Origin of the sequence: Brevibacillus halotolerans (assembly GCF_026891775.1) — a bacterium.
In the GTDB taxonomy this organism is placed as follows: Bacteria; Bacillota; Bacilli; order Brevibacillales; family Brevibacillaceae; genus Brevibacillus_B; species Brevibacillus_B halotolerans.
Genome location: NZ_JAPTNK010000082.1, coordinates 1 through 255, shown reverse-complemented (window position 1 = coordinate 255; position 255 = coordinate 1). Strand labels below are relative to the sequence as shown.

1 rRNA gene is annotated in these 255 nt (G+C 52.9%); it reads right to left on the bottom strand.

What is annotated here, in order from left to right:
• Positions 1 to 255, bottom strand: a 23S ribosomal RNA gene (locus O0550_RS24265); the annotation flags it as partial.

Genomic DNA, 255 nt, shown 5'->3' with positions numbered 1-255 from the left:
TTCTCTCCTCGCCTACCTGTGTCGGTTTGCGGTACGGGCACCTTGTTCCTCGCTAGACGCTTTTCTTGGCAGTGTGAAATCAGGGACTTCGGTACTTAAATTTCCCTCGCCATCACAGCTTGTGCTTGTTGGTGTGCGGATTTGCCTACACACCACACTTACTGCTTAGACGGCCATCCAATAGGCCGCTCACCCTATCCTCCTGCGTCACGCCATTGCTCAAGCGGAACAGAGGTGGTACTGGAATATCAACCA